Genomic DNA, 21,720 nt, shown 5'->3' with positions numbered 1-21,720 from the left:
AGAGTGAGATTCGTTGAATATTATTTTTAGAGCACCTTAATGAAAAACATCATTCTCGCATTAGATACTGCCACTGAAGCTTGTTCGGTGGCTTTATTACATCAAGATCGCATCACTTTTGAAGATGAACTTAGCCCAAGAACGCACACGCAACGTATTTTACCGATGGTCGATGGCTTATTAAAAAATGCCAATCTTTCCATCAAAGAGGTTGATTACTTAGCTTTTGGCCGAGGACCAGGCAGTTTTACGGGCGTACGGGTAGGCGTGGGTGTTGCTCAAGGTTTAGCGTTAGGAGCGGAACTAAAAGTCGTACCAATTTCAAACCTCACCACAATGGCAGAGCAGGCTTATCAAGAATTAGGTGCAACAGAAGTGATTGCCTTGATTGATGCCAGAATGAATGAAGTCTATTTTTCGCAATTAGTTCGTACCGAAAACGGTTGGATTGAGAAAGTGAAAGAGCAAGTTTGCTCGCCAGAACGCGCATTAGTACAGTTTCAATTAGATACCGATAAGATTACCGTGGTGGGCACAGGCTGGGCAGCTTATCCGCAATTTGCTGAGCAAAATTTACCGCTTGCGATAAGTGAAATTACCTTACCTTCGGCAAAATATATGCTTGCCTTAGCTGAGCAAGAAATTGCGAAAGGCAATGTAAAATTGGTTGATGAAATTGAACCTGTTTATTTACGCAATGAAGTGACTTGGAAGAAGTTGCCACATAAGCAGTAAAGAAATTTGTAAGCTGAAATAACCATATTAGATACTTAAAATATTGGTTATTTCAGCTTTTTATTTAGGTATTTTAATAGAAAAGCATTACCGCTAGTTTATACATAACGGGAGCAAAAATAGAAGAAAGCACGCCACAGGCAACCAATGCAATTGAGCTATAACTGCCCGTTTTCACGCTATATTCCATACAACGTCCAGTGCCTAATGCGTGGGAAACAGAACCCATCGTTAAACCTATCGCACGTACATTTCGTACACCCAACCAGTGTAAAATTGAGAAGCCCAAAACAGAACCAAGTAAACCTGCAATCATTACGCCTACGGCAGTAATCGCAGAGCTTCCGCCAATTTGTCCAGCAATCGCAATCGCAATCGGGGTAGAGACTGATTTGGGAATAATGGTCGCTAAAATATCTTGATGTGCTCCTAAAATCACGGCAAAGAATACACCAGTAAACATTGTAACAAAGGTACTGAAAAGTAATACCGCGACAATAGGTTTCCATTTTTTGCGGATTTGCGGGAGCTGTTCATAAAAGGGTAAAGCTAAAGCAACAACAGAGATGCCAAGTAAATTGTTTAGCGGAAAGTTGCCTTGATAATATGATTGATAGGGAATATCGACAAAATAGAGTAATGCCACCACAATTACCAAGGCAATCAGGAATGGATTTAGCACATTGGAACGCAGTTTTTTGCTGACTTGTTGCCCTACGAGAAAAGCGAAAATGGTTAGAATAGAAAAGAGATAAATCATAGCTGCCTCTATTTATATCGATGGAACATTTTTTGTGCGAATAAACCGATTAACATGAGCGATAAAGTGGAGCTGAGGACATTCGCGAGTAGGAATGAGACCACGTGCGAATATAAAACATCCACGTGTTCAATAATTTCTGCACAGACCGGGATGAAAAACACGGTCATATAACGCGTTAATGGGCGTGCACTCGGCGTAACCCATTCCACTTTAACTATGCCAATCACAAGGCAAGCGAAGAGCAATAACATACCCCAGATGCTATCTGAGATACCGATAGGAATGAAATAAGCAATCAATTTCCCCAGATAAAGCATACCAAAGAGCAAAGCAAGCGAGAGTAAAAGGCGAATGACTTTGAAAATCACATATCCTCCTAAAAAAACGGTATAAATTCACTTACTTTTTGCAAATCACAATTGAATTTTTTTATGATTTGTAAAAAATAAATCAAATTATACCGCTATAGGAGTAAGAAAATTTGATTTAGCTTAATTTTTCTTTAAAAAATCTTGTCAAGATGTTGCTTGGCATTTTATGTTATTAACAATTGAGAAGAGAATATTTCTATTTTTCTATTTTTTAATGATAAACTGATAAAGAATTAAAAACTAAAGGACGATACTATGCAACCAAAAGCAAAATTCCGTAAGGACTATCGTGCTCCTGATTTCACGATCACGGAGATTTATTTAGACATTCAACTTGATGCAGAGAGAACATTTGTGACTTCTGTGCTCAATGTTGAGCGTAAAACTGAAGGGGCGACTCATCTTAAATTAGATGGGCATAGCTTTGATTTCCTCTCGTTAAAATTGAATGGGCAAGAGCACGTTGAATTTGAGCGAGATACGGAGTCATTAACAGTGAATGTAGCAGAGCAAGCAGATAAATTCCAATTGCAAATTGAAACTGCCTTAAATCCAGCACAGAACACCTCATTACAAGGCTTGTATCAGTCGGGCGATGGAATTTGTACACAGTGCGAAGCGGAAGGTTTCCGTCAAATCACTTATATGTTGGATAGACCTGATGTGCTTGCAAAATATCGCACAAAAATCACTGCGAGTAAGGAAAAATATCCGTTCTTACTATCGAACGGTAACCGTATTGCACAAGGCGAATTGGCAGATGGTCGCCATTGGGTAGAGTGGGAAGATCCGTTCTTTAAACCAAGCTATCTGTTTGCATTGGTGGCGGGCGATTTTGATTTATTGCAAGACAAATTCATCACGAAAAATGGGCGTGAAGTGGCACTTGAGATCTATGTTGATAAGGGCAATCTAGACCGTGCAGGCTGGGCAATGGAGAGCTTAAAACGTGCGATGAAATGGGACGAAGATCGTTTCGGTTTAGAATACGATTTAGATATTTATATGATTGTCGCAGTTGATTTCTTCAATATGGGCGCGATGGAGAATAAAGGCTTGAATGTCTTTAACTCTAAGTTCGTATTGGCAAAACCAGAAACTGCAACTGATGAAGATTACATCAATATCGAAAGTGTGATCGCACACGAATATTTCCATAACTGGACGGGTAATCGCATTACTTGTCGCGATTGGTTCCAGTTGAGCTTGAAAGAGGGCTTAACCGTATTCCGTGATCAAGAATTTACCTCGGATTTATGGTCTCGCCCAGCAAAACGCATTGAAGATGTGCGTTTGTTGCGTACCGTACAATTTGCTGAAGATGCTAGCCCGATGGCACACCCAATTCGTCCTGAAAAAGTGATTGAGATGAATAACTTCTACACCGTGACCGTTTATGAGAAAGGGGCGGAAGTTATTAGAATGATTCATACGCTTTTAGGTGAAGAGAAATTCCAAAAAGGAATGCAACTTTATGTGGCAGAAAACGATGGTACGGCAGCGACTTGCGAAGATTTTGTTTCCGCAATGGAACGTGCTTCTGGCATGGATTTAACCCAATTCCGTCGTTGGTATAGCCAATCAGGTACGCCAATTCTAGCTGTGACCGATGAGTATGATGCGGCTCGCCAAGTGTATCGCTTAAACGTAAGCCAGCAAACGCCAGCAACGGCAGATCAGGTTGAAAAATTGAACTTGCATATTCCGCTTAAAGTGGCGTTGGTTGATCCTACAAGCGGTCAAAATTTACCGCTAAGAAGCGAAGCATCGGAGATGTCAGATGTGTTGAATGTGACGGAAAGTCAGCAAACATTTGAATTTTTTGGCGTGAAAACGCAGCCTGTGCCTGCATTATTGTGCGATTTCTCTGCCCCTGTGAAGTTAGATTTCAGTTATAGTAAATCCCAATTGATTAGTTTATTGAAATTTGCGAAAAATGATTTTGTACGTTGGGATGCGATTCAATCGCTCTTTAATGGCGAATTAAAAGAAAATTTAACCCGCTTGCAACAAGGCGGAATGATGCAATTCTCGCACGAGTTTGGCTCAGCGATTGAGATGTTGCTTGATAATGTGGAAGATCCGCAACTTACCGCGTTAATGTTGACGATGCCGAAAGAAACCGATTTTGCCGAGTTATTCGACACAATTGACCCTGTAGGCATTGCGAAAGTGAGAGAGTTCCTCGTTGAGTCGATTGCAGCTTATTTTGAAGATCGTCTATTTAAACTTTATAAAGCAAATCGTTGCGCTGAATATCGCGTTAATGGCGAAGATATGGCAAAACGTGCGTTGCGTAATGTGTGCTTGTCTTACCTTGCCTTTAGTGATTTGGGTGAGAAATTGGTTAAAGCACACTATGAGCAGGCAAATAATATGACCGATACGCTTGCTGCACTTTCAGCTGCAACTAAAGCAGAATTAGAGTGCCGTGATGAATTGTTAGCAGACTTTGAAGCACAATGGTATCAAGATGGCTTGGTGATGGATAAATGGTTTGCATTGCAAGCCACCCGTCCAGATGAAGAGGTATTGGATGTTGTGCAGGGCTTGTTACATCACAGAAGTTTTAACTTCAACAATCCAAACCGCGTGCGTGCAGTCGTGGGTGCATTCGCAAGCCAGAATCCGAAAGCCTTCCACAATATTGATGGTTCAGGTTACCGCTTCTTGGTCGATATGTTGATTAAACTCAATGATAGCAACCCGCAAGTAGCTTCACGCTTAATTGAGCCGTTAGTCAAACTTTCTCGCTATGATGGTCAGCGTCAGACCTTAATGCGTCGTGGCTTAGAACGCTTAAAAGGGCTTGATAACTTGGCTCGTGACCTATTTGAGAAAATTGACAAGTCTTTACACTAAATTTACAATTGCCCTCAGTTATTTATAGTTAGTTTCTGAGGGCTTTTTATGTATAAATCAAACATTTTTCGTCCAACTTTTATTGCGTTAAATGTTGCTGTGATGTGTGCAGGGATGCAAGCCTCAATGGTTCGCAATGATGTGGACTATCAATATTTCCGCGATTTTGCTGAGAATAAAGGACAATTCTTTATTGGAGCAAAAAATATTCCTATCTTTGATAAACAAGGCAAACAAGTTGGTACGATGTTGCCAAATTTACCAATGCCTGATTTACACGTAGCTAGCCGAGTAAGTGGTGTAGCAACCTTGTTTAATCCTCAATATGTCGCTAGTGTTAAACACAATAGTGGCTATGGCTCTGTGCAATTTGGTGAAAATAGTAATAATCCAGATAGCCATCACTTTGATTATTTGATTACTGATCGCAATAATCACGATAAATACGACTTCCATTCCCCTCGTTTGCATAAACTGGTTACTGAAGTTACCCCAATTCCATTGAATAATATCGCTTTTGATAACAATAGAAAAACAGGGCCGAAAAATGGTGCGTTTTTAGATAAAGAGCGTTATCCATATTTTGTACGAGTAGGATCTGGTCAACAATATTTACGTAGTAAAGATGGTAAAGAAAAGACATCTCTTACTTCCGGTTATAATTATCTTACAGGAGGTACCCCACTTAAACCAAATAGTTCAATGGATAATTGGGTATTATTTAGTGGTGATATTTATGAAATGTTGGGTACCTATGGCTTACCAGGTGATAGTGGTTCGGCTTTACTTGCTTATGATGCTAAAGAGCAGCGTTGGGTATTAGCGGGCGTACTTTCTACCTTCAATGGCTATGATGGTAAAAATAATATTTATACAATTATACAGCCTGATTCTATTCATCGTGCATTTGAAAATGATGAAATGACAGTAAGCCTAAACGGCTCAACTTACTCGTGGCAAAATCGAGGTGTGGGTAAGAGCGTACTACAAAGTGGTAATCAAGCGGTCGAAATTCCTGTTACAAATGTAAATGTGGCTTCACAAGATGAAAATCGCCAACGACCGTCTTTAGATAATGGAAAAACGGTGCATTTTACTGGACGTGATAGTTCAACTCTTGTGTTAAAAGAGAGTATTAACCAAGGTGCTGGTGCCTTGCATTTTAACCAAAATGCGATAGTTAGAACTGATGGTAATGATGTGACTTGGCTTGGCGCTGGGGTTGTGGTTAATGGCAATAAAACGGTTAATTGGCGTGTAAAAAATCCCAAAAATGACCGCTTGTCAAAACTCGGCACAGGTACGCTTTATGTTGATGGGCAAGGCAAGAACTTAGGGGATATTAGTGTAGGTGAGGGCACAGTTGTTCTTAACCAAAAATCTTTAAATGGTCAGCAACAAGCCTTTAACCAAGTGGGGATTACTAGTGGACGTGGCACGGTAGTTTTAGCGAACGACAAACAAGTAAACCCCGATAATATCTACTTCGGTTTTCGTGGTGGACGTTTAGATGTAAATGGCCACAATCTTACTTTCCACAGAATTCAAAATTCGGATGATGGTGCAAAAATTGTTAATAATAGCCGTACCCAGGCAGCCGAAATTAATATTATTGGGCGTGATAATTTTGCTCAACAAGATATTGAATGGGTAAATTGGGGGCAACACCCAACGACATCATTAGCAATTTATGAATACAAAAATAATCACAGGAATAACCGATTAGATTATTTCCGTCTAAAAGAAGGAAAAAATCCTAGAGCCTATTTCCCTTGGGATATGGAAACCACAAATGACTGGGAATTTTTAGGAAATAATAAATCTGAGGTTATTCAGAGAGTATTATCAGAAGCTAACGCGCAAAAACATCTAGATACGTATAGCGGATTTTTGGGGGAAACTGATCAGCGATATCACAATGGAAGATTATCAATTGCTTATCGTCCTCAAGTTGCAAATAGTATTTTGTCTTTGACAGGAGGAACGAATCTTAATGGTAATATTTATGTAGAAAACGGGAAATTGCTATTATCAGGTGTTCCTGTTCCACACGCCTATGACCATCTTAATAAAAAAGAGGTCATTGAAGAAGAAAATTGGATTAACCGACAGTTCAAAGCAAATGAATTCGATGTGGCAGGCAATGCGACTCTTGAGAGCAGCCGTAATGTTAGTGTATTAGAAGGTAACTTTAATGCACGTCATCAAGCTCAAATTCAACTTGGATTTGCACAAGGGAAGTCTGATGAATGTATTCGAGAAAGTTATAGTGGTACAACAAAATGTTCAGAAAAGGCTGTTATTTCTCAATCTGCATTTAATAGCGTACCTGTAACAAGTATATATGGTGATGTTTCGTTAGAACATCAGAGCCAATTTAGTTTGGGCAAGGCTCATTTAATGGGGCGTATTAATTCAGTAGGTGCAGAAACACAAGTTAATTTGTTACCACATAGTGAATGGACATTAAACAATAATAGTGTTGTTGGAAATTTGTTTCTTGCACCCAATAGCCAGATAACGCTCAATAGTTTATATAATGAGATGAATTCTACTTACAAGGGATGGGTGAAATTCAACCAGTTGGTGGTGGATGGGCAATTAACAGGTAATGGACATTTTCGTTTCTTAGCGAATGTAGCAGAAAGCCGCGGTGATAATGTGGTTGTCAATGGATTAGCTTCTGGGAATTATTTACTATCACTGAAGAATACAGGGGAAGAGCCGAAAAATGTGACCCCATTAAGTTTGGTAAAACTGAATCATCCTAAGCAGTATCGTCAAAATGCACATTTTGCTTTGGAAAATGGTTTCGTGGATTTAGGTGCGTATCGCTATATTTTAGCTAACTTCAACAATGATTACCGTTTATATAATCCATTACGTGATGCTGAATTACATTTTGGCAGTAATTCGGAGTTAGTAGCAAATAGCCAGCGAGAGTTTCATGTTGTACATCAAGTTTTAGTAGATAAGGAGCATGAATTAGCACGTTTACAAAGATCATATACACAAGCGGAAGGAGTGAATAAAATAGATCAGAATCGTGCAGTTCGTCTATTAGAGGAGATTCACAATACGACTAATAGCTATAACCATGCTACCTCAGAGTATAATCGGACTGCCCGTATTCGTTTTATTAAACGTGGTAAACTATATAAACAATTTACTCAATTACAAGCATTATTAGAAAAACAACGTAATGAATACCGTGCCTTGAGTGAGCAAGCTAAATATAGCCAACAGGCAGCTCAACAGTTATTAAATCTAGTTAATCAAACAGAAACAGATTTACGTTTTCTTGAATCTCGCCAAGACAATGTGTTGGAAGAAATGAATCGTTTACAGGCTGGTTTATCTAGTAGTATAGCTCGAGCTCAACAGCTTTGTGAAGCTCAGGATTTATCTTCTGATATATGTCGCAAAGTGGCTAAAGTAGCGAATGAAGGTAATGTTACTTTATTTGAGGAAGAAATTGATGCAAGTATTGAACGTATAGAATTGGCTCAACAAGCATTAGCTAATGCTCAAGGTAACCAAAGTGAGATGGATATTGCACAGTCTTCTTTAAATAAGTCTGTATTAGCATTATTAGACAGCCTTAATAAGGCTTACCAAACTGAGCAAGAAATTCAACAATTTTTAAGCACGCAATCAGAAACAGTGTCCATACCAGTTCAATCACAGTTGATCAGCCGTTATTCAAACACGGCATTATCTGAACTTTCAGCTAATGTAAATGGAGCATTGCAAATTGGGCGTAATCTTGACCGCCATTTATTGAGCCAAGATCCATCTAATGTGTGGGTGAATACGGAGTCGACTAAACAGACTTATCGTTCCGATTATTACCGCCCTTATAAACAAACGATAACACTGACGCAAATCGGCGTAGCTCAAGATGTGACGGACAACGTGAAAATCGGGGCTATACTTTCCCATTCTCGTGCAAACAATGAGTTTGATGAGAATGTTTCAGGCAAAAATCGTTTAACCTCGGTCAATGCATTTGTAAAAGGCAACTGGGACAACGGCATTTTCGCAAGTATGGATTTAGGTTATGGTCGCAGCCGCAATACGGTGAAATTTGACAGTGTGGATAACGTATTCCATCGCAATATCTTCAATGTGGGCGGAAACCTTGGAGCAAGTTGGGATCTTAGTGGTTGGATGAATGTACAACCTTCTGTGGGTGTACGTTACTATCGTTTATCTGGGGCAAATTACAATCTTTCCGAAGCGAAAATTGACAGTAAAGCCTTACACTTAACCGCTTACCGTGTAGGCATTAAACTTGATAAAACTTTCGATATCAACGATATGAAAGTGACCCCAAGTTTCACGACTAACTACTATGATACGACCCAACACAAACTTGCGATTGATGGAGCGTTAAGCGTAAACGATGTGGCAATGAAACAACAATTCGGACGTTATTTCACCCACGAACTTGCCTTAAGTGCACAGTTCAACCAATGGAATTTCAGCACTTTCCTCGGAATACTTAAAGGTTCTAATGTCGCACCGCAAAAATTTGGTGCGGTGAAAGTGGGCTTTAGTTGGTAGGAAACACATTATTGAGTTTGTCGGCTTTGGTTAGTAGGCTATTTCAATGAAAATTACTACTGTATGATACGTCTAACGATTTAAAAAATGTAATGTTGTTTTCTCACAAAAAACCACCGTTTAGCGGTGGTTTTTTTAAGTTTATAGGCGTTATTTTTTACCTACAAAGGCTTCATAAAGGTTATGACGATCATCTCAAATCCGTCTACCTCTTTGACATTATGTCCCCATAAACGTACCTGCATAAGGTGTGCACACTTGTACTCCATCAATATTTGCATGAGCTACATCACCAAAACTTGCGATGCTATCTAAGGACATTATCGTTCCTTTTTTAAGTGTAATTTCAGGGAGTGCTTTTTTATCTTTTAATGTTGTGCGGTCATATAAACGACCTTCTACGTTTTTATTGGCAAAATCAGCTGTTTTTTCATTATGTTTCTCCAAATGTAATAAATTGAGCCGGGTTCTATCGGATGTGATCTTCTTTGTCTGTGATCTTGATAACAAAAAAGCCTTGCTTTCACAAGGCTTTGAGGTCATTTTGAAATGAATTGAAATAGGATGAAAAGCAGGGTTTTTATTCCCACTCAATCGTCGCTGGCGGTTTTCCACTTATGTCATACACCACGCGAGAAATACCATTCACTTCGTTGATGATGCGGTTGGAGATTTTGCCAAGTAAGTCATACGGCAGATGTGCCCAATGTGCGGTCATAAAGTCGATGGTTTCGACAGCACGTAGGGAAACTACCCAGTCATATTTACGACCGTCGCCCATTACGCCTACAGATTTCACTGGCAAGAACACGGTGAAAGCTTGGCTGACTTTGTAATACCAATCCGCTTTGTGTAATTCTTCGATAAAGATCGCATCAGCACGGCGTAATAAATCGCAGTATTCTTTTTTCACTTCGCCTAATACACGCACGCCTAAGCCTGGGCCTGGGAATGGGTGGCGGTTAAGCATTTCAACCGGTAAGCCTAATGCCAAGCCAATTTTACGCACTTCGTCTTTGAATAATTCGCGCAGAGGTTCCACTAAACCGAGTTTCATATAATCCGGTAAGCCGCCTACGTTGTGGTGCGATTTAATCACGTGAGCTTTGCCGGTTTTGCTGGCGGCAGATTCGATCACGTCTGGGTAGATCGTGCCTTGAGCTAACCATTTTACGTTAGGGTGTTTTTTCGATTCATCGTCGAACACGTCTACGAACACTTTACCGATGATTTTGCGTTTCGCTTCCGGTTCGTCCACGCCTGCCAATTCGCTTAAGAAGCGATCTTCTGCATTTACTCGAGTAATATTCAAGCCAAATTTATTGCCGAACATTTCCATCACTTGATCGCCTTCGTTTAAGCGAAGTAAACCGTTATCTACGAAGACACAGTGCAAGTTTTTGCCAATAGCCTTGTGTAATAACAACGCTACAACAGAAGAATCTACACCGCCTGATAAGCCTAAAATTACGTCGTCGTCGCCCACTTGCGCTTTAATACGTGCAACGGCATCTTCAATAATGTTTTCTGCCGTCCATTTGGTTTCGCAACCACAGATGTTCACTACGAAGTTGGTTAATAATGCCAAACCACTTTTCGTGTGGGTCACTTCTGGGTGGAACTGCACGCCGTAGAAACGACGGCTTTCGTCTGACATTGCGGCAATTGGGCAGGTTGGGGTAGTCCCTGTTACTTGGAAGTTTTGAGGTAAATGAGTCACTTTATCGCCGTGGCTCATCCAAACGTCTAATTTTGGCTCGGAAGCGGTCAAATTATCGTTTAAATTTGCAAATAAGCTGTCGTTTGCTTGTAAGTTTACAGAAGCATAGCCAAATTCACGATGGTCTGATGTTTCAGTTAAACCGCCAAGTTGCATTGCCATAGTTTGCATCCCATAGCAAACACCTAGCACAGGCACGCCTGCGTTGAACACATATTCTGGTGCACGTGGACTGTTTGCTTCAGTGGTACTTTCAGGACCACCTGAAAGAATAATCCCCGTTGGGTTAAATTCACGGATTTGCTCTTCCGTTACGTCCCACGCCCAAAGTTCGCAGTATACTCCAATTTCACGCACACGACGTGCAATTAGTTGAGTGTATTGTGAACCAAAGTCGAGGATCAGGATTTTGTGATTGTGGATATTTGTCATTTTTTACCTTATGTTAATTTTGTTTTGTCATATTGATGTAAGTTCCACCATGTCCATCGCTGATATATTTAATGTGAAATATTTCAGTTTTATCACAGCCTTTTACTGTCCAAGTTTCATTCACTAAATCTACTGTGGTAGTTGTCTGATTTAGTTTTACATCATCGATCTGGGTGTGAATTTGTTTAGGCGTGCAATTATGGATTGCTCTGAAAAAAAGATTAATATTACTTGCCGTATCATATTTTAGTAAATCATCTGCGGTTGTTTCTCCAGTATAAGTCGGACCAAGTAATGTACAGCCCGATAGAATAAATGGAATCAGTAATATAAATTTTTTCATTGAGAATTCCTTTTGATCGTCTGAAATGTTTCAAAAGAGCAGTCAAATTTAACCGCTCTTTTATTCATTGTTAGCCCATACGATAGTTTGGTGCTTCTTTAGTAATGGTTACATCATGAACGTGGCTTTCTTTAATGCCCGCACCACTGATGCGAACGAATTGTGCTTTTGTACGTAATTCTTCGATGGTTGCGCAGCCAGTTAAGCCCATACAAGAACGTAATCCACCCATTTGTTGGTGGATGATTTCTTTTAGGTAACCTTTATATGGAATACGGCCTTCGATACCTTCTGGTACGAGTTTGTCTGCAGCGTTATCAGATTGGAAGTAACGATCTGATGAACCTTTCGCCATCGCACCTAATGAACCCATACCACGATAAGATTTAAATGCACGACCTTGATAAAGTTCGATTTCGCCTGGTGCTTCTTCAGTACCGGCAAACATAGAACCAACCATTACACAGCTTGCTCCTGCAGCGATAGCTTTTGCAATATCACCTGAGAAACGGATACCACCGTCGGCGATAACTGGAATACTGCGCTCTTTTAATGCTGCAGCAGCATCTGCGATAGCGGTGATTTGTGGAACACCTACACCAGTTACGATACGAGTTGTACAAATTGAACCAGGGCCGATACCTACTTTCACTGCGCTTGCGCCTGCGTCTGCAAGTGCGATAGCACCTTCAGCAGTCGCCACATTACCTGCCACAATTGGAAGATTAGGATATTTTGCTCGAGTTTCACGAACGCGTTGTAATACGCCTTCTGAATGACCGTGAGAAGAGTCGATTAACAATACATCTACGCCGGCTTTCACTAATGCATCAATACGTTCTTCGTTACCGGGGCCTGCACCTACAGCCGCACCAACACGTAAACGACCGAATTCATCTTTACATGCATTTGGTTTTTGTTCTGCTTTTTGGAAGTCCTTCACGGTGATCATTCCTTTGAGCTTGAAGCTATCGTCCACCATTAACACTTTTTCTACGCGGTGTTCGTGCATAAGAGCCAAGATTTCATCACGGCTTGCGCCTTCTTTTACCGTCACTAAGCGGTCTTTTTTCGTCATCACTTGCGAAACGGTTTTGCTTAAATCTTTTACGAAACGCGTGTCGCGACCAGTAATGATACCGATTAAGTTATTTTCGCCATCTACAACAGGGTAGCCCGCGAAGCCGTTTTTCTTCACCAGTTCTGCTAATTCTGCAAGGGATAAATCAGGTGAAACAGTGACAGGTTCAGACACGATACCGCTCTCAAATTTTTTCACTTTACGCACGCGATCTGCTTGGCGTTCAATGGTCATATTTTTGTGGATAAAACCGATACCACCTTCTTGAGCTAAAGAGATTGCTAATTTGGTTTCTGTTACGGTATCCATCGCTGCAGAAAGCATTGGGATATTTAAGCGAATTTCTTTAGTGAGTTGAGTGGAAAGGTTGGCAGTGTTTGGAAGGACGGTAGAGTGTGCAGGGACGAGTAGAACATCATCGAAGGTAAGGGCTTCTTGTTTGATTCGTAAAGACATTTGCAATAGTTCCTTAATAAAATAAAAATGGTGCCAGAAATTATTGCGAGCGAATTATACAGAGCTTTTTCTCTCCTGTAAATCACAAAAACGCAAAATTAAGCAATCGTTTGCTGGCTCTCAAATGCTTAGGGAAAATGCGTAGAAAATTTATTTAAAGAATGTAAAAACTATCAAAGAAATCAACTTATTTACTTGAATAGCGATAAATAGTCCTTATTATGGTACACTAATAAATTAACAGACAGCGTTTTATAGAGAATAAGGCAAAATGGGAAGAAAACGTAGTGCCAGCTCGTCACGTTGGTTGGCGGAGCACTTTAAAGATCAATTCGTTCAGAAGGCACATAAGCAGAAACTACGCTCGAGGGCGTATTTCAAATTAGATGAAATTCAAAAAACAGACCGCTTGTTTAAACCAGGAATGACCGTGGTGGATTTAGGCGCAGCACCAGGTGGGTGGTCTCAATACGCTGTCACGCAGGTTGGCGGAAAAGGGCGTATTATTGCCTGTGATATTTTAGATATGAATCCAATTGTTGGAGTAGATTTCTTACAAGGCGATTTCCGCGAAGAGAGTGTGCTCAATGCTTTGTTAGAGCGTGTAGGCGATGATATGGTGGATGTAGTTATGTCGGATATGGCGCCAAATTTTAGCGGTATGCCATCAGTTGATATTCCACGTGCAATGTATTTGGTGGAATTAGCATTAGATATGTGTCGTCAAGTATTGGCACCAAAAGGCAGTTTTGTGGTCAAAGTATTCCAAGGTGAAGGTTTTGACGAATATTTGCGTGAAATTCGAGCGATGTTTAGCAGTGTGAAAGTCCGGAAACCAGAGGCTTCGCGTGATCGTTCACGAGAAGTTTATATTGTGGCGACGGGCTATAAAGGCTAATCTTCATTTTTTATTTTTCTAGTTATTTCTAGTGTAGGGGCTTAATCTTGAACGATTTTGTGAAAAATATCATCCTTTGGGTAGTGGTTGCGATTGTGTTGATGACTGCCTTTGAAGGTTTCAATTCAAACTTTGGTAACAATGCCAATAATTCGGTGGCATATTCGACTTTCTTAAATGATATTCGTACGAATACATTAAAAGATGTAGATATGACGAGCAATAGTGAAACAATTAACGTGACCAAAAAAGATGGTACGAAATATCAAACTGTGATGCCGATGTATGACCGTGATTTGTTAGCTGATTTATCGAAAACAGATGCAACAGTAACAGGTCAGCCAGAAGAACGCCGCGGATTATTAACGCAAATCTTAATTTCGTGGTTCCCGATGTTGCTTTTAATTGGCTTCTATGCGTTCTATATGCGTCAAATGCAAGGCGGTGGCGGAAAAGGGGCATTTAGCTTTGGTAAGAGCAAGGCGAAAATGCTGACTGCAGATCAAGTTAAAACCACTTTTGCAGATGTTGCTGGTTGTGATGAAGCGAAAGAAGAAGTAGGCGAAGTGGTTGATTTCTTACGCGATCCAAGCAAATTCCAAAAATTGGGCGGACGTATTCCAAAAGGAATCTTGATGGTTGGTCCACCTGGAACAGGTAAAACCTTGCTAGCGAAAGCGATTGCGGGCGAAGCCAAAGTGCCATTCTTTACAATGGCTGGTTCAGACTTTGTGGAAATGTTTGTCGGTGTAGGTGCTTCTCGTGTGCGTGATCTTTTCGAGCAAGCGAAGAAAAACGCCCCTTGTATCATCTTTATTGATGAAATTGATGCGGTAGGTCGTAAACGTGGTGGTGCTGGTTTTAGCGGTGGTCACGACGAACGCGAACAAACCTTAAACCAAATGTTAGTGGAAATGGACGGTTTTGAAGGTTCAGAAGGCGTGATTATTATTGCAGCAACTAACCGTGCAGACGTATTGGATGATGCATTAACGCGCCCAGGTCGTTTTGACCGTCAAGTTACTGTTGATCTGCCAAACGTGAAAGGCCGTGAGCAGATTTTGCAAGTTCACTTGAAAAAAGTACCGATTGCAGAGGGCGTGGACGCAATGCAAATTGCGCGTGGTACACCAGGTTATTCGGGCGCGCAATTAGCGAACTTGGTAAACGAAGCTGCGTTATTTGCCGCACGTAAAAATCGCCGTGTTGTCACGATGGAAGATTTTGAGCAAGCACGCGATAAAATCAATATGGGACCAGAACGCCGTTCAAATACGATGACGGAAAAAGAGATCATCAATACGGCATATCACGAGGCAGGGCACGTTATCGTAGGTTATTTAATGCCAGAACACGATCCGCTGAACAAAGTCACCATTGTGCCACGTGGTCAAGCATTAGGCTTTGCCCAATTTTTACCAGAAGGCGACCGCGTAAGTGAAACGTTCACTAAGTTAGAAAGCCAACTTTCAACTTTATTTGCAGGTCGAATTGCGGAAGGCTTAATTTTCGGTGAAGATAAAATTACCACAGGTGCTTCATCGGATATTCATCGTGCCACCCAAATTGCACGTGCGATGGTAACGCAATGGGGTTTCTCGAAAGAGCTTGGTCCAATATTCTATCAAAATGAAGATGGTATGGGCGCAATCAAAGGTGTTTCAGAAGAGTCGCAAAAATTGATTGATACGGAAATGCGTAAGATCATTGACCGTAACTACAACCGTGCGAAACAAACACTGGAAGATAATATGGACATCTTACATGCAATGAAAGATGCGTTATTGAAATATGAAACCCTTGATCGCAAACAGATTGATGACTTAATGGCTCGCCGTCCCGTGGGAGAACCGTATGGTTGGAACGATAAACCAACGCAAGGTTCATCACAAAATGATAAAATAGAAACGACGGAAGAACCTGTTCGTTCCGACTTAGATTGTGAGCCAAAAGAGGGCGATATAGCGGATAATTCATAATTATTCCTTACATTTAGCAAGCCAGAAGAGTGATACTTCTGGCTTTTCTTTTGCCGAATAATTGACAATAAATTTTTACTCTCTAAAATAACTTGCTCGGAATTGTGAATTATTCGCAATTCCGTTCTTTTCTTTAGGAAGCAGAATGAATTGGCAAACAGAATTAAATAACAGCTTTTCTTGGTTAATGAGTGCGTTGGTTTTCCTTTTAGTGGGATTATCCATCGCACTCTCTTTTTTGCGTAAAACGAAATTTGGCAAGCAATTTTGGCGAGTAGTACAACCTGCTTGGACAGTAAGTCATAAAGGGAAAACCTTAGGGCTGATTATTTTGATCTTGCTTTTTGTGCTGCTAGAAGTACGAATCAGCGTGCTCAACACCTATTTCTACAACGGCTTGTATAAATCTTTACAAGATAAAGCTGTCGATGCTTTCTGGTTTTTTGCGGGTATTAACGCCTTACTTGTGTTGGTTAAAATTACCCATTCCATAGTGAACTATCTGATCACGCAGGCCTTTGAAATTAAATGGCTTGAAAAATTGAATGCAGAAATGCTTAATCGTTGGCTCGATCATAAAAATTACTATCTCCTTCGTTACCAGAAAGATCTGCCCGACAATATCGATCAACGCATCGAGCAAGATGCTTCAGCCTTTATCTCTGGCACAGTTTCAGCGGTAAAAGGCGTGCTTAATGCGATTGTTGCGACCATTGAATTTACCATTATTTTATGGGGATTGTCAGGGCTATTAATGCTGTTTGGCTTGGAAATTCCAAAAGGTGTTGTCTTTTTTATCTATATTTTTATTCTTGTTGCAACCGCTCTTTCAGTTTGGATTGGTCGTCCGCTGATTCGTTTGAATTTTAATAAAGAGAAGTTGCAAGGGGATTACCGTTATTCGCTTATTCGCGTGCGTGAAAATGCGGAAAGTATCGCTTTTTATTCGGGCGAAGAAAAAGAGCGAAGCCATTTGCACGATCGGTTCAACTTTATTATTCAAAATCGCTGGGAGATTGTACGAAGAATGTTAGGGTTAGACGGCTTTAACACGGGCGTAACCCAAACAGCGATGATTTTACCGCTTATGTTGCAAGCACCTCGCTTCTTCGCTGGTCAGGCAACACTTGGCGATATGCATCAAACTGTGCAATCTTTTAACCGTTTGATGCGTGCCCTGTCGTTCTTCCGTTTGTTTTATGAAGAATTTACGCTCTATCAGGCAAGACTAAACCGTCTGTACGGTTTCTTTACTACACTTGATCATTTGGATAGCCTTCCTAGCCAGCCAACTTATCCTTGCACAAAAGGGTTTCACTTACGTGACTTTGGAATTAAGGACGCAAGCGGTCAAATTTTGCTTTCACATATCAATATTGAGCTACAGGCGGGTGATGCGTTGTTAATTCAAGGGGCTTCTGGTGCAGGGAAAACCACTTTGTTAAAAGCCTTAGCGGGGATTTATCCGTTTGAGACTTTTGGTGTGGCAGAGCAGGCGTGCTTAGATAAACCGCTGTTTTTACCACAACGCCCTTATATGCCAGAGGGCACATTACGAGAGGCGATTTGCTACCCAAATTTAAAGGTAACCGATTTTGAAATTCGTCAGGCGATGGAAGTGTGCTCGTTAGATAAATATACCCAAGCGTTAGACGTAGAAATGGATTGGCAAGCCACGCTTTCACCAGGAGAGTTACAACGTGTTGCTTTTGTCCGTATTGTGTTAGCAAAACCGCAACTGATTTTCTTAGATGAAACGACATCAGCATTAGATGAACCAACGGAGGCAATGTTATATCTCACAATTAAGCATTGGTTGCCAGAGAGTATTATTATCAGTGTGGGGCATCGTTGTACGCTTCAACAGTTCCACAATAAGCAGATAACCTTAGGCAAACCACGCTTTGAATGTGCGTATAGCTAATTTATTTGCAAGTGGTTAAATTTTTTCGACCGCTTGTAAATTGTGCTAGATTTTCGCCATTTTTTTTGCCATAATACGCCCCGTTTTTTGTCTATTTTTAGATGGAAAACGGATTTTATTTTTAACACTAAAACACACATCTATCATCAAACTAGAAATTGGGGTGCTACTTTGTGGTCGGTTTTCTAGGATAGATGGAGGCTGAACCCCGTCTTGTCTTTCATAAGTGGCAAGGCAAACAACTTTAAAGGAAAATTCTTATGGCACAAGTTTCTATGCGCGATATGCTTAACGCAGGCGTTCACTACGGTCACCAAACTCGTTACTGGAATCCAAAAATGAAACCATTCATTTTCGGTGCTCGTAATGGTGTTCATATCGTAAACCTTGAAAAAACATTACCATTATTCAACGAAGCATTAGCAGAATTAACTCGCATTGCAAGCAACAACGGTAAAGTATTATTCGTAGGTACAAAACGTGCAGCGTCTGAAGCAGTTAAAGCAGCAGCAGTAGATTGCCAACAATTCTACGTAAACCATCGTTGGTTAGGTGGTATGTTGACTAACTGGAAAACAGTACGTCAATCAATCAAACGTTTAAAAGATTTAGAAGCTCAAACTCAAGACGGTACTTTTGACAAAATCACTAAAAAAGAAGCGTTAATGCGTACTCGTGAGTTAGAAAAATTAGAGTTAAGCTTAGGTGGTATCAAAAACATGAACGGCTTACCAGATGCGATCTTCGTAATCGGTGCTGACCATGAACACATCGCTATCAAAGAAGCAAACAACTTAGGTATCCCTGTATTTGCTATCGTTGATACTAACTCTACACCAGATGGCGTAAACTACATCATCCCAGGTAACGATGACGCAACTCGTGCGATCCAGCTTTACTTAGATTCAGCAGTAGCTGCAATCAAAGAAGGCAAAGGGTCAAATGTTGAAGCTGAATTAGCAGCAGACGCAGAATAATCGTTATTTTGAAATAAGGCATAGCCCTTAAATCATCTGAGAGCAGGGGCTGAAAAGTAATCCCTGCTTTCTCTTATCTAAAATTCATTTCTGAGGAATAGTAAAATGGCTGAGATCACAGCATCATTAGTAAAAGAACTTCGCGAACGTACTGGCGCAGGTATGATGGAATGTAAAAAAGCGTTAGTTGAAGCGAACGGTGATATCGAATTAGCGATCGACAACATGCGTAAATCTGGTCAAGCTAAAGCAGCTAAAAAAGCAGGTAACACTGCGGCTGAAGGCGTTATCTTAGCACGTGTTGCTAACGGTTTCGGTGTTTTAGTTGAAATGAACTGCCAAACTGACTTCGTAGCAAAAGATGCAGGTTTCGTAGGTTTAGCGAACGAAGTTGCAGACTACGCAGTAGCAAACAAAGGTATCTCAATCGAAGAATTAGCAGCGAAATTCGAAGAACAACGTGTTGCATTAGTAGCTAAAATCGGTGAAAACATGACTATCCGTCGAGTTCAATACTTAGATGGTCAAGTAATTGCTCAATACTTACACGGTGCGAAAATCGGTGTATTAGTGGCTGGTGAAGGTTCTGAAGAAGAATTACGTAAAGTAGCAATGCACGTTGCAGCATCTAAACCTGAATTCGTAAACCCAGAAGATGTTTCAGCAGATGTGGTTGAACACGAACGTCAAATCCAAATCGATATCGCAATCAATTCAGGTAAACCAAAAGAAATCGCTGAGAAAATGGTTGAAGGTCGAATGAAGAAATTCACTGGTGAAGTTTCATTAACTGGTCAAGCATTCGTAATGGATCCTTCACAAACTGTAGGTGATTATTTAAAATCAGTGAATACTAAAGTAACTAACTTCATCCGTTTAGAAGTAGGTGAAGGTATCGAGAAAAAAGAAGAAGATTTCGCAGCTGAAGTGGCTAAAATCACTGGCGGTAACGCTTAATTCTTTCTCTTATGAGAACTAAAAAAGCAGGCTTTATGCCTGCTTTTTTGTTATGGTACCAAGGTTCCTCTATGGTTGATACGCTAAAAAGGCGAACTTTGGAAATTACAAAGTTCGCCTTAATTTTTACCGCTTGAATGAAGTCAAACAATTAGAAGTTCGCATTACGCGGTGCACGCGGGAATGGAATTACTTCACGAATGTTTTGTAAACCCGTTACATACACGATTAAACGCTCGAAACCTAAACCAAAGCCAGAGTGTGGCACGGTACCGTATTTGCGAAGATCGCGGTACCACCAGTAGTCTTCAGGATTTAAGCCCATTTCAACCATACGTTTATCTAACACGTCTAAACGCTCTTCACGCTGTGAGCCACCGATGATTTCACCGATTCCAGGAGCTAATACGTCCATTGCCGCGACAGTTTTGCCATCATCATTTAAACGCATATAGAACGCTTTGATATCTTTCGGATAGTTTTTCACCACCACTGGCGATTTAAAGTACTCTTCCGCCAAGAAACGTTCGTGTTCAGAAGAGAGGTCGATACCCCAAGAAACTGGGAATTCAAACTCTTTGCCTGATTTTAATAAGATCTCAATCGCATCGGTATAATCTACTTGTGCAAACGGTGAAGCGATAAAGTTTTCAAGACGAGTAATGGCATCTTTGTCGATATGTTTTGCGAAGAATGCCATATCATCTGGGCGTTCTGCTAATACGGCTTTAAACACATATTTCAACATATCTTCTGCTAATTTTGCGTTGTCTGCTAAGGTGGCGAACGCAAATTCAGGTTCAACCATCCAGAACTCTGCTAAGTGACGAGTAGTGTTCGAGTTTTCTGCACGGAAAGTTGGACCAAATGTATAAACTTTGCTCAATGCACAAGCATAAGTTTCACCGTTTAACTGACCTGATACGGTTAAGAAAGACTCTTTACCGAAGAAATCTTGGCTGAAATCCACTTTGCCTTCTTCTGTGCGTGGTAAGTTTTCTAAATCAAGGGTAGAAACGCGGAACATTTCGCCCGCACCTTCTGTATCAGATGCCGTAATTAACGGGGTTGCCACCCAGTAGAAACCTTGTTCGTGGAAGAAGCGGTGAATCGCTTGTGCCAAGCAGTGACGAACACGTGCCACTGCACCGATTAAGTTTGTGCGTGGGCGAAGATGAGCCACTTCGCGTAAGTATTCGATAGAGTGGCGTTTTGCCGCCATTGGGTAAGTATCTGGATCTTCCACCCAACCTACTACTTCAACATTGGTGGCTTGTAATTCAACCGCTTGTCCTTCAGCAGGCGATTCCACAACTTTACCGGTTACGATCACAGAGCAACCTGCGGTTAAACGTAACACTTCATCTTGATAATTCACTAAATCGTTATTGATGATTGCTTGGATTGGATCGAAACAAGAACCGTCATATACGGCTAAGAATGATAAACCTGCTTTTGAATCGCGACGGGTACGCACCCAACCGCGAACAGAAACTTCTTCTCCTACGGCAACTTTGCCTGAAAGAATTTCTGAAATTGATGGAAATTTAGACATTGAATACCTCAAAATTATTTTGATCAATTTTTAATAAAAAATCGTTGCTTATTTTACAAGAAATTCCGCAATGAATGGGGGATTTTTTACATTTTCTTACA

15 protein-coding genes are annotated in these 21,720 nt (G+C 40.7%); 8 read left to right on the top strand and 7 right to left on the bottom strand.

Going from position 1 to position 21,720, the window contains the following annotated elements:
• The first annotated feature begins 39 nt into the window (after nt 1-39).
• Nucleotides 40-735 (top strand): tRNA (adenosine(37)-N6)-threonylcarbamoyltransferase complex dimerization subunit type 1 TsaB, encoded by a 696-nt coding sequence (tsaB, locus tag DPV92_RS00795; protein ID WP_111353211.1) that lies wholly within the window; start codon nt 40-42, stop codon nt 733-735.
• A 73-nt stretch (nt 736-808) separates the two neighbouring features.
• Here the strand turns inward: tsaB and DPV92_RS00790 are convergent, their stop codons facing one another.
• Together DPV92_RS00790 and DPV92_RS00785 are read right to left on the bottom strand one after the other, a co-directional pair.
• Nucleotides 809-1,495, bottom strand: coding sequence for an LrgB family protein (locus DPV92_RS00790; protein ID WP_111353209.1), 687 nt, complete (start codon nt 1,493-1,495; stop codon nt 809-811).
• A gap of 8 nt (nt 1,496-1,503) precedes the next feature.
• The gene (locus DPV92_RS00785; RefSeq protein ID WP_404810732.1) at nt 1,504-1,815 is read right to left on the bottom strand and encodes a CidA/LrgA family protein; all 312 of its coding nucleotides are present in this window, start codon (nt 1,813-1,815) and stop codon (nt 1,504-1,506) included.
• A gap of 309 nt (nt 1,816-2,124) precedes the next feature.
• Here DPV92_RS00785 and pepN point away from each other — a divergent pair, with 309 nt between their 5' ends.
• Together pepN and DPV92_RS00775 are read left to right on the top strand one after the other, a co-directional pair.
• The gene (pepN, locus tag DPV92_RS00780; RefSeq protein ID WP_111353205.1) at nt 2,125-4,731 is read left to right on the top strand and encodes an aminopeptidase N; all 2,607 of its coding nucleotides are present in this window, start codon (nt 2,125-2,127) and stop codon (nt 4,729-4,731) included.
• 48 nt (nt 4,732-4,779) lie between these two features.
• Nucleotides 4,780-9,297: a S6 family peptidase gene (locus DPV92_RS00775; RefSeq protein ID WP_111353203.1), complete on the top strand. Its 4,518-nt coding sequence runs from the start codon at nt 4,780-4,782 to the stop codon at nt 9,295-9,297.
• A gap of 219 nt (nt 9,298-9,516) precedes the next feature.
• On the opposite strand, the gene DPV92_RS09765 is transcribed toward DPV92_RS00775, so the two are convergent.
• The 4 genes from DPV92_RS09765 to guaB form a co-directional block, all read right to left on the bottom strand.
• Nucleotides 9,517-9,912, bottom strand: a complete 396-nt coding sequence (locus tag DPV92_RS09765) for a hypothetical protein (protein WP_133253059.1) — start codon at nt 9,910-9,912, stop codon at nt 9,517-9,519.
• Nucleotides 9,878-11,449, bottom strand: coding sequence for a glutamine-hydrolyzing GMP synthase (gene guaA, locus DPV92_RS00765; RefSeq protein WP_111353199.1), 1,572 nt, complete (start codon nt 11,447-11,449; stop codon nt 9,878-9,880). Before guaA ends, DPV92_RS09765 begins: the two co-directional genes overlap by 35 nt.
• 13 nt (nt 11,450-11,462) lie before the next feature.
• Nucleotides 11,463-11,792: a hypothetical protein gene (locus tag DPV92_RS00760; RefSeq protein ID WP_111353197.1), complete on the bottom strand. Its 330-nt coding sequence runs from the start codon at nt 11,790-11,792 to the stop codon at nt 11,463-11,465.
• Nucleotides 11,793-11,862: 70 nt separating this feature from the next.
• Complete coding sequence (guaB, locus tag DPV92_RS00755) at nt 11,863-13,329, bottom strand: IMP dehydrogenase (protein WP_111353195.1); 1,467 nt, start codon at nt 13,327-13,329, stop codon at nt 11,863-11,865.
• Nucleotides 13,330-13,600: 271 nt separating this feature from the next.
• Here guaB and rlmE point away from each other — a divergent pair, with 271 nt between their 5' ends.
• The 5 genes from rlmE to tsf all read left to right on the top strand — a co-directional run bounded on the left by rlmE (nt 13,601) and on the right by tsf (nt 20,064).
• A complete protein-coding gene (gene rlmE / locus DPV92_RS00750) occupies nt 13,601-14,227 on the top strand; it encodes a 23S rRNA (uridine(2552)-2'-O)-methyltransferase RlmE (protein ID WP_040216014.1) in 627 nt (208 codons plus the stop codon).
• 47 nt (nt 14,228-14,274) lie between these two features.
• Nucleotides 14,275-16,206: an ATP-dependent zinc metalloprotease FtsH gene (gene ftsH / locus DPV92_RS00745; RefSeq protein WP_111353193.1), complete on the top strand. Its 1,932-nt coding sequence runs from the start codon at nt 14,275-14,277 to the stop codon at nt 16,204-16,206.
• Between the two features lie 145 nt (nt 16,207-16,351).
• Entirely contained in the window at nt 16,352-18,130 is a 1,779-nt protein-coding gene (locus DPV92_RS00740) for an ABC transporter ATP-binding protein/permease (protein ID WP_111353191.1), read from the top strand.
• A gap of 260 nt (nt 18,131-18,390) precedes the next feature.
• Nucleotides 18,391-19,107 (top strand): 30S ribosomal protein S2, encoded by a 717-nt coding sequence (gene rpsB / locus DPV92_RS00735; RefSeq protein ID WP_005706354.1) that lies wholly within the window; start codon nt 18,391-18,393, stop codon nt 19,105-19,107.
• 105 nt (nt 19,108-19,212) lie between these two features.
• A complete protein-coding gene (tsf, locus tag DPV92_RS00730; protein ID WP_005710032.1) occupies nt 19,213-20,064 on the top strand; it encodes a translation elongation factor Ts in 852 nt (283 codons plus the stop codon).
• Nucleotides 20,065-20,215: 151 nt separating this feature from the next.
• On the opposite strand, the gene asnS is transcribed toward tsf, so the two are convergent.
• On the bottom strand, nt 20,216-21,619 hold the full coding sequence (asnS, locus tag DPV92_RS00725) for an asparagine--tRNA ligase (RefSeq protein WP_111353189.1): 1,404 nt from the start codon (nt 21,617-21,619) through the stop codon (nt 20,216-20,218).
• Nucleotides 21,620-21,720 lie beyond the last annotated feature (101 nt).

Source organism: Pseudohaemophilus paraphrohaemolyticus, from assembly GCF_003253115.1.
GTDB lineage: Bacteria > Pseudomonadota > Gammaproteobacteria > Enterobacterales > Pasteurellaceae > Haemophilus_A > Haemophilus_A paraphrohaemolyticus_A.
Note: the sequence above shows the minus strand (reverse complement) of the source record. Positions and strands in the feature narration are given on the sequence as shown.